This is a genomic window from Nostoc sp. UIC 10890 (assembly GCF_054786515.1).
Genome location: NZ_JBSGKF010000014.1, coordinates 19,107 through 27,723, shown reverse-complemented (window position 1 = coordinate 27,723; position 8,617 = coordinate 19,107). Strand labels below are relative to the sequence as shown.

The following is an 8,617-nucleotide window of genomic DNA, read 5'->3' as shown; positions in this document are numbered from 1 at the left end:
TAGACTCTGTTGTGATGCTGGGCGATGCAGATGATGCCTTTAAGATGTCTGCCTTGAGCTTAAAGTCCATTGGCACGATGGCTTTGCCTACTACAGCCACAACCACTAAACCCACCCTCAAAGACTTTGGATTAATGCAATGGCAAACGCCAAAAACATTAGTTAAAGCAATGCCTGAATTAAGCAATTTGAGCCTATCAGAAGTTCCCCCACTAGCCGATCTATTTTCTAAGAATGTTGCTGGACTGGGTAGCAGCACTATTTCTCAAGCCATAGCCTCAAATCCTCAAGCCGCAGATTTGACATTAGATAAGATTGACCTAAGCAAGTATTCTCTTGATTCAATTCCTGGGTTGGACAAAACTCAATTAGGGAAATTTAAATCATGGCAGCAAGCATTAGTCAATCAAATTCCTAAATTAAATCAAGTGCCCTTTAATAAAATGCCTCAGCCTATTAGCTCTGATATAGGCGTTGTTGGGATTGCATCGGTTGTACTTGGCACAGCAGAGAAGGGCAACACTTGGGCTGGGAATGATTACTTTGTTTCTGGCAGCGTTGTCAGAGGCGATCGCACTGAAGAGGTAGCCTGTCCTCCTGGCAAGGAATGCTCATACTTAGAAATGGGTGATTTTGCTGGCAGTCAGGGCGGCTTGTATGGTAAGCGTTGGGCATCTGGTTCATCTCAGCAAGTATCGGGTGGTTATGGAATTCTTGGCGCCGTAAATGGGGGCAAGGAACCCACGGGGCGGCTAGTGTATGGTAGTGGGTTCAAAGTGGCGTTAACTGGAATTAATGAATCCCTTGGGACTGCCGACTTTGGCTTGTTTTTTAGGATCTGCGCGCGACCGCCATTCCAGCAGAAAACTTGCACCCCTTACTTCATTGGCCCAGTTCCCTGGTTGCCCGTGAGTGAGAATGATTTGGTAATTGTGGGGACGGGACGATGACAGCAACTCCTAAGACAGAGGTTAACCCAAGTCAATTGATTCCCCCAGGACTTGAATCGGCTCTGTTTTCCCCCGCAGGTTTAGGGGTACTCGCTTGTGGTGCAGTGATTGTAATCGCCAAAATCATCGATAGTAGGGGAGGTATTGCCAAGCTAGCGACAGCGCGGTGGGGCGGGACAAGAGAGAAAACAGCGGCTCGTCAGTTGGCGTGTAAACAAATCCAGCAACGCTTGCATAACCGAGTATCGCTGTATGTGGGAACTCCCAAAAATACAACGAGCGAGGTTATTAATGGTGTCCGTAGAACTTGCATCCCTGAAGATTCAACAACCCTTTATTTTCCAGAGGCACAGCGAGGCTTCCTAGTTTGTGGTGGCCCAGGGAGTGGAAAGTCATTTTCAATGATTAATCCCCTGATTCGCTCTGTAATTGATCAGGGCTTACCTCTGGCTTTATATGATTTCAAATACGCCTCTCAGGAATCAGCTGATTCTCCGTCTAAAGGGCAAGCTCCAATACTTGCAGGGTATGCGATAGAACGCGGTTATCAGGTTACTGTGCTTGCCCCAGGCTTTGCAGAATCAGCAGTTGCCAACCCTATAGACTTTCTTCGCAGTAATGAAGATTCCGAAATGGCGCGGCAGCTTGCGATTACACTCAATCGCAACTTTCAATTGGGTGATAAAGATTCTGGAAATAGCTTTTTCACCAATGCTGGAGATCAGTTAGTCCAAGCCGTCTTTATGCTGGCAAAGGGCACAGAGTATCCAGATATCATGATGTGCCAAGCGATACTAGGGTTGCCAAAGTTAGTTAAGCGCATAGAGCAAGCAGAAAATCTGAATTTCATGGTTAGAGAGGCTTTCGCACAGTTTGTATCTGTAGCTGGTAGCCCAGAAACAGCAGCTAGCATAGTGGGAACAGCAAGCGGATTGTTCAGCCGATTCATGGTTCCGGCAGCATTGGCAGCTTTCTGCGGAAAAACCAATATTCCACTGGACTTGAAAGGACGGCAGATGGTGATATTTGGAATGAACAAAGAAAAGCGTGATGTAATTGCACCGTTGCTTGTCTCCATTCTGCATTTAATAATAAGCAGAAATGTCGCCTATAAACGCACTTGTCCTCTGGTGCTTGGGATTGATGAATTACCAACATTATATTTACCAGCCCTGGTGGATTGGTTGAACCAAAACCGGGAAGATGGACTAATTTCTATCTTAGGTTTACAAAATCTCTCAATGCTGATTGAATCCTATGGTGAAAATACAACTAATGCCATCTTTGGAGGATGCGCTACCAAAGCATTTTTTAACCCTCAAGATGATGTAGCAGCAGAACGTTTTAGTAAGTTCTTAGGTGATGAAGAGATTAAATACAAGCAACGTTCTCGTTCATCAGGAGGAAAGGGCGGTGCAAGTATTTCTAATTCTGACCAAAACAGTACTCGCAAGTTATTTGATGTCAATCAATTTAACACCTTACCAGAGGGGAAAGCTGTAATCATTAGCCCAGGTTTCCGTTCTCGCGGACAGATAAGTATACCAATCTTGCAAAATATTCATATTCCTCAACATGAGATTAATTCGGAAGCGGTGAGTGTAAAAGCTTGGTATAAGTTCCAAAAGTCATTAGCCAGGAAGTCTATTTTGAAACCTCCAGCAGATGAAGAAATGAGAATTCGTCGAGCAGAGGCATTAAAATTGTTGCCTTTGATAGAAACTCAAGAGCAGTTATCAGAATATGCTAGCTTGATTTAGGCAAGAAAAGGGAACAGGGAATGGGGAACGGGGAACAGGGAACAAAACAATTTAGCAATAAATAAAGGGTTTTTAAATGCCAGAGATAAATGATTTTAAAGACTTAAAAATTTGGCAGAAAGGCATGGATATAGCTGAAAAGTGCTATTTTTTAACACAGCTCTTTCCCAAAGAAGAGTTGTATGGAATGGTATCACAAATCAGAAGGTCTGCGGCATCTATTCCAGCTAATATATCAGAAGGCTATGGAAGAAGGTCAACGGCTGAGTATATCAGATTTTTAAATATTGCCCAAGGCTCACTTAATGAATTAGAGACACATATTATCTTATCTCAGAGGGTAGGATTATGTAGTCAAGCGGATATAGAATCTATTATTTTTTTATTACGAGAAGAGAGCCGGATGATTATTGCTCTTATTAAAAAGATACAACAATAAATTCTGTTCCCTGTTCCCTGTTCCCTGTTCCTGGATAAAATTCATGTCACCAAGTAAGTTTTACCCGTTCTCTGATTATGATAGAAAACAAATTGCAAAACTCCCTCCTGATATAGCAGCCTTAGCAGATAAATATCCAAGCGAAATTTTAAACACTGCTGAGAGTTGGGATAACTTGCCTTTTGATGCTAACTATCTTCCTGAGTGCCTTGAAGTCTATAGTAGCGATGCAGATGATGCCAATATTTTTGTGTTAAATGGTGTTCTGAAAGATTATGTTCCATCTCACGCTGAAAAAAATACATCATCGATAACAGTGATGATTGATGGAGAATTTGCTTACATTGAAGTTGAAGGGAGACAGGTTCTTAATAAACTCGGTGGCATAGTTTTGCCAGAAGTAGCGATTAATCCAGATGTGTTAATTCAGTCAATTCTCAAAGGTGAAAATAATGATTGATGATGGTGAAGCTAAAGAGATTAAGCGAGATTATCTAGAAATTTTAGAATCTCTCCTCAAACTCATCCATGCGAAGGCTAAAGAAAAAGGATTAGATCCCAGCAAGGATGTTCATATTTACTCTAGCTCTAGCAAAGTTTATCAAGGAACATTGGGAGAATCCCCCTCTAAAAACTTATTAACACCAACGATAGTAGAGAACTTAAAAAAAGCTCTGTCTGACCCGAAAAATTCTCAAGGTGCAATTTCTATTAAAATTGGTAATGAAAAAGTATTCCATATTAAAAATGGAGAAGTACTGACTGATAAATTAGGTTTAGCTCCGGCATCACAGAAAAATAAAGTTGTAAGTAATGAGCGAATCTACAGTGTAGAAGCTTTAGGAAAACAAGTGCAAGTATTGCAGAAAAAACTAAGCGAACAACAAAAACTTGTAAATAGTATCAAATCAGAACAGCTTTCACCCGAATCTTTATCACAATTAGCTGCTCAAGTTGCCGAAATGGGCAAGTCTTTAGAAAAGCAACAACAGTTGATTGAAAACACCCAAAAAGCATTGTCCCAGGTAAATGAACGGTTTTTACCACAAGTTCAAAATACGGTTCTTCAAAACTGGGTTGGGTCAGTTGAACGTCAGGTAAAGAAAACGGCTAAAAATGCATTTGAGCGAGTTTTGGATGCTCTGACACCGGAAGTCACGAAGCTTAGAAAAGAAATTGCACAGATGAAAGCTTACATAGAGCAACAAGTTACTAACCGACTAGATGAAGTCAGAGAAAACACAAATAACGTCAGGGATGAACTCAATCAACAAGTTGGTAACTTAACTCAAGAATTACGTACACAAGTAGATGACGTTAAAAACACTGTCGAGCAAAGCCTTATGGGTGTCAAGTCAGCCATTGACAATACTCGAACTGAACTACGGGCTGCTGTCGATGATATCAAAGGTCAGGCAATTGAGCAGAGTGTCAAAGCAATGCTGAATATCTTGGGCAAAGATAACCCTGATGGTTCCAAGAGTTTTAAAAGTACAAATTTTGATTTTGAACGCCTTGGCGATAATGTAATCGTTCGTGCCAAAAACGGCGAGGCTGTTCTCACTGATGGAGTTTTATCGCCTAACGTAAGTGAGAAACAGTTACAAGCACTTGATAAGGTTCAATCTGTTGTTGATATGCATCATCAAATTCAGCAGGATTCTCAACAAGAATCACAATTTAGAAATATGCACAGGTAAGCCATGATCAAAGGGGAGCGTAAAAATGATACTAATCCTAATCATTGGTTTGTTGTTTGCACTGGGTGGAATGATTTTTCTAGCTTGGCTGTTTGTTTTATTTCCACCTTCAATACCAAAGTCAAAGTATCGCTCCCAAGGTTTTAAGCAATCGCCATTACCACCTAAGAGTACAAAATCGTCTGACATTTCATCTCAAAATTTTGTACGACAAAGCCCAGCACCAACGCAAAAGACTCTCTTAGCTAAAAACTTTAACAAGCCTATACGACAAAGCTCAGTACCAACGCAAAAGACTCTCTTCGCTAAAAATTTTAAGAAGCAATTACTACCAATTCCAGCGCGAACACCAAGGGTTAGATTACCTAAAAAGCTTAAGAAACACTTGAATAATATTGAGTACGCTAGTCAAGTATTACTTGAGCTTCGTAGCAGAACTCAATTAGCCAAATTGCCAGTAGTAATCGCTACGCTACGCAGGATATCGCCTTACGTTTTTGAAGAATTGGTACTCACTTGTTGCTTTGAACAGGGCTGGCAAATCCAACGCAACTTTCGATACACCGGTGACGGCGGGATAGATGGTCGCGTGTTGATTTTGGGAAAGCTTTATGTAATCCAGGTTAAGCGTTACGCTGATTACATTAGCCCAGAACACATCAAAGATTTCCTGTGCTGTATCGAAGGAGAAGGAGCTAGTGGTGGATTCTTCGTGCATACTGGCATAACTGGACAGTTATCAAAACAATTGATTCGTCGCTCCGATAAAATAATCTTAGTGAGCGGTCAGAAACTAGTAAATTTTGTCTTAGGTAAGCAGTTAAAAATAGTGGGAATAACAATACCAATTAAAACAGTGAACAGTTATCAGTGAACAACTAACCTATGAATGAGTTAATGGAAATATCTGATACCTGATAATTGATAACTGATAAGTTAGCGTCGAAACTGTAGATGCTCCCCGTTATCATCTGATTGTTGAGGGTTTATTTTCAATCTCTTCAGAATCGATGGTTTGTCATCTCTAATCAGTTGCCTAACGATGTTCATTTTCTCCTCAAAAGTCAATACTTTTGCATCAGTTGTAACACTCGTAAATAACTCGCTGACCTTTGCTCCTGTTACCTTTTCACCTTTGACATATTTTCCTACTTCCATAACTACTTCTGCCAATCTTTCAATATCTAAACCCTGAATCATCTTTTTAAGATGCAACTTTAATTCTGCTAGTAATGTTTTAGCTAAGGTTGACTCAGTAGCTGATTGCTCAACAGAGTTAGAGGTGGATAAAATAGCTCTCTTCTCTACATGAGATTGCAACTCAGTTGTCAATGCTGTTTCAAAGTCATTGAATGTACTTTTAGCAGTAACAAGTTGTTGATGAGACTGAGAAAGTTGTTCTGTTAATCCTAATATTGTTTGGGTCAAAGCAGACTCGATAGCTGATTGTTCAATATAATCAGAGATTGACAGAATGGCTTTGTTTTGTGCATGAGATTGCAACTCAGCGGTCAATGCTATTTCAAAGTCATTGAATGTACTTTTAGCAGCAACAAGTTGTTGATGAGATTGAGAAAGTTGCTCTGTCAATTCTAATACTGCTTGGTTTAAAGCAGACTCGATAGCTGATTGCTCAACATAATCAGAAATTGACAGAATAGCTTTATTTTCTGCATGAGATTGCAACTCAGCCGTCAATGCTGTTTCAAACTCATTGAATGTACTTTTAGCAGCAACAAGTTGTTGATGAGATTGAGAAAGTTGTTCTGTCAATCCTAATACTGCTTGGTTTAAAGCAGACTCAATAGCTGATTGCTCAACATAATCAGAGATTGACAGAATGGCTTTGTTTTGTGCATGAGATTGCAACTCAGCTGTAACCGCTTCATCAAAGTCATTAAATACAGTTTGAGCTTCAACTAACTGCTGATGAGATCGAGAAAGTTGCTCTGTTAAGCTTAATATTGTTTGGGTTAAAGCAGACTCGACAGCTGATTGCTCAATATAATCAGAGATTGACAGAATGGCTTTCTTCTCTGCATGAGATTGTAACTCTTGAGTCAAGGCTGTTTCAAAATCACTGAATGTACTTTTAGCAGTAACAAGTTGTTGATGAGATTGAGAAAGTTGTTTTGTTAACCCTAATACTGCTTGGGTTAAAGCAGACTCGATAGCTGATTGCTCAATATAATCAGAGATTGATAAAATAGCTCCTTTTTCTGCATGAGATTGTAACTCTTGAGTCAAGGCTGTTTCAAAGTCATTGAATGTACTTTTAGCAGTAACAAGTTGTTGATGAGATTGAGAAAGTTGTTTTGTTAACCCTAATACTGCTTGGGTTAAAGCAGACTCGATAGCTGATTGCTCAATATAATCAGAGATTGACAGAATGGCTTTGTTTTGTGCATGAAATTGCAACTCAGCCGTCAATGCTGTTTCAAAGTCATTGAATGTAGTCTTAGATGCAACAAGTTGTTGATGAGACTGAGAAAGTTGTTCTGTCAATCCTAATATTGTTTGGGTTAAAGCAGACTCGATAGCTGATTGTTCAATATAATCAGAGATTGACAGAATGGCTTTCTTCTCTGCATGAGATTGTAACTCTTGAGTCAAGGCTTTTTCAAAGTCATTGAATGTACTTTTAGCAGCAAGAAGTTGTTGATGAGATTGAGAAAGTTGCTCTGTCAATCCTAATATTGTTTGGGTTAAAGCAGACTCGATAGCTGATTGCTCAATATAATCAGAGATTGATAAAATAGCTCCTTTTTCTGCATGAGGTTTTAACTCTTGAGTCAAGGCTGTTTCAAAGTCATTGAATGTACTTTTAGCAGCAAGAAGTTGTTGATGAGATTGAGAAAGTTGCTCCGTCAATCCTAATACTGCTTGATTTAAAGCAGACTCGATAGCTGATTGCTCAATATAATCAAAAATTGATAAAATAGCTCTCTTTTCTGCATGGGATTGCAACTCAGCCGTCAATGCTGTTTCAAAGTCATTGAATGTACTTTTAGCAGCAAGAAGTTGTTGATGAGATTGAGAAAGTTGTTCTGTCAATCCTAATACTGCTTGGGTTAAAGCAGACTCGATAGCTGATTGCTCAACATAATCAGAGATTGACAGAATAGCTTTATTTTCTGCATAAGATTGCAACTCAGCCGTCAATGCTGTTTCAAACTCATTGAATGTACTTTTAGCAATGACAAGTTGTTGATGAGATTGAGAAAGTTGTTCTGTTAGCCCTAATACTGTTTGGGTTAAAGCAGACTCAATAGCTGATTGCTCAAGATAATCGGAGATTGTATTTAAGAGTTGTCTGGTGGCTGGTTGTGAAGAATGGACATAACTTGCTTCTCTATTAAAAATTGTTGAATTTTGTCCGTTAACTTGTCTTGAGAGTTTCTCTGTTCGTTGACCTCGAAGCCCATCATCTGTAGAGCTTTGGTTAATTCCTGCAATATCGTCTCCATGCTCGAAGACTTTTTCGAGTTCAGCATCTCGGTTAATTGCTGCAAGAAGTTCGACTGATTCGCGCTCATTTCGATTATGTTCTCGGCTTGGCTCGTTTCTAAGAACTCGATTTTCTGGGTCAATTGCTGGCTGTTGGTTTGTAACTGCTCGAAATTCTTGGTCAATTGCTCTATCTTCTCGGTTAGCAACTGTATCTGAGTTAGGTTGTTGTCGTTGGTTAAAGTCATGGGTTTGTACCTGTGGTTTATTTTGTAAAAGATAGGGAACAGGCAATGGGGAACAGGCAACAGTTTTTTCCTA

7 protein-coding genes are annotated in these 8,617 nt (G+C 39.8%); 6 read left to right on the top strand and 1 reads right to left on the bottom strand.

Annotation, left to right across the window (positions count from 1 at the left end; genetic code table 11):
* From ACWATR_RS36755 to ACWATR_RS36730, 6 genes are all read left to right on the top strand, one after another.
* A partial coding sequence (locus tag ACWATR_RS36755; protein WP_460344266.1) for a hypothetical protein occupies positions 1-950 on the top strand: 950 nt, incomplete at its 5' end.
* Entirely contained in the window at positions 947-2,710 is a 1,764-nt protein-coding gene (locus ACWATR_RS36750; protein ID WP_460344263.1) for a type IV secretory system conjugative DNA transfer family protein, read from the top strand. The genes ACWATR_RS36755 and ACWATR_RS36750, both read left to right, overlap by 4 nt.
* Before the next feature lie 76 nt (positions 2,711-2,786).
* A complete protein-coding gene (locus ACWATR_RS36745) occupies positions 2,787-3,149 on the top strand; it encodes a four helix bundle protein (protein ID WP_460344260.1) in 363 nt (120 codons plus the stop codon).
* Between the two features lie 43 nt (positions 3,150-3,192).
* Positions 3,193-3,609: a hypothetical protein gene (locus ACWATR_RS36740; RefSeq protein WP_460344257.1), complete on the top strand. Its 417-nt coding sequence runs from the start codon at positions 3,193-3,195 to the stop codon at positions 3,607-3,609.
* Positions 3,602-4,849 carry a hypothetical protein gene (locus tag ACWATR_RS36735; protein WP_460344254.1) on the top strand — a complete coding sequence of 416 codons (1,248 nt, stop codon included), beginning with the start codon at positions 3,602-3,604 and terminating at the stop codon, positions 4,847-4,849. Before ACWATR_RS36740 ends, ACWATR_RS36735 begins: the two co-directional genes overlap by 8 nt.
* A gap of 25 nt (positions 4,850-4,874) precedes the next feature.
* Positions 4,875-5,723, top strand: coding sequence for a restriction endonuclease (locus ACWATR_RS36730; protein ID WP_460344251.1), 849 nt, complete (start codon positions 4,875-4,877; stop codon positions 5,721-5,723).
* A 62-nt stretch (positions 5,724-5,785) separates the two neighbouring features.
* Here ACWATR_RS36730 and ACWATR_RS36725 read toward each other — a convergent pair whose 3' ends face one another.
* A complete protein-coding gene (locus tag ACWATR_RS36725) occupies positions 5,786-8,590 on the bottom strand; it encodes a hypothetical protein (protein WP_460344248.1) in 2,805 nt (934 codons plus the stop codon).
* Positions 8,591-8,617: the final 27 nt, after the last annotated feature.